Source organism: Streptomyces sp. DH12 (assembly GCF_020873895.1).
GTDB lineage: Bacteria > Actinomycetota > Actinomycetes > Streptomycetales > Streptomycetaceae > Streptomyces.
This window is the reverse complement of record NZ_JAHWGT010000581.1, coordinates 1-553: the sequence shown is the minus strand read 5'-3', so window position 1 is coordinate 553 and position 553 is coordinate 1. Positions and strand designations below refer to the sequence as shown.

General features: G+C 71.4%; 1 protein-coding gene. It reads left to right on the top strand.

Annotated features, from left to right (window positions below; all coding sequences use genetic code 11):
• On the top strand, positions 1–435 hold a 435-nt coding region (locus LPA54_RS35885), incomplete at its 5' end, for a cell division protein SepF (RefSeq protein WP_228984739.1).
• Positions 436–553: the final 118 nt, after the last annotated feature.

The window sequence follows — 553 nt, the reverse complement described above, 5'->3', positions numbered from 1 at the left end:
GGATCGGTACGCAAGGCGAGTGCCTGGCTTGGCCTCGTCGACGACAACGAAGACGAGCGTTACTACGACGACGACTACTCCGACGGGCCCGAGCCCGGGGAGGCCTGGGTCACCGATCCGCGGGTCAAGGTGGCCGCGGACGCCGCCCAGGAGCGGGGCCGCCGGATCGGCACGGTCACCCCGGACAGCTTCCGGGACGCCCGCGCCATCGGTGAGCTGTTCCGCGAGGGCGTGCCGGTCATCATGAACCTCACGGCCATGGACGCCGGCGACGCCAAGCGCGTCGTCGACTTCGCGGCGGGCCTGATCTTCGGTCTGCGCGGCTCCATCGAGCGGGTGTCCAACCGCGTGTTCCTGCTCAGCCCCGCCGACACCGAGGTGGTCAGCGGCGAGCCGGCCGCGCACCGCGCCGACGGTTTCTTCAACCAGAGCTGAGGCGGGGCCGCCGAGCCGGCCCCGCCCCCGCGGGCCTGTCTACCGGAACGCGTCGATCCCGGTGAGGGCTTTGCCCAGCACGAGCTGATGCATCTCCACGGTGCCCTCGTAGGTGAGC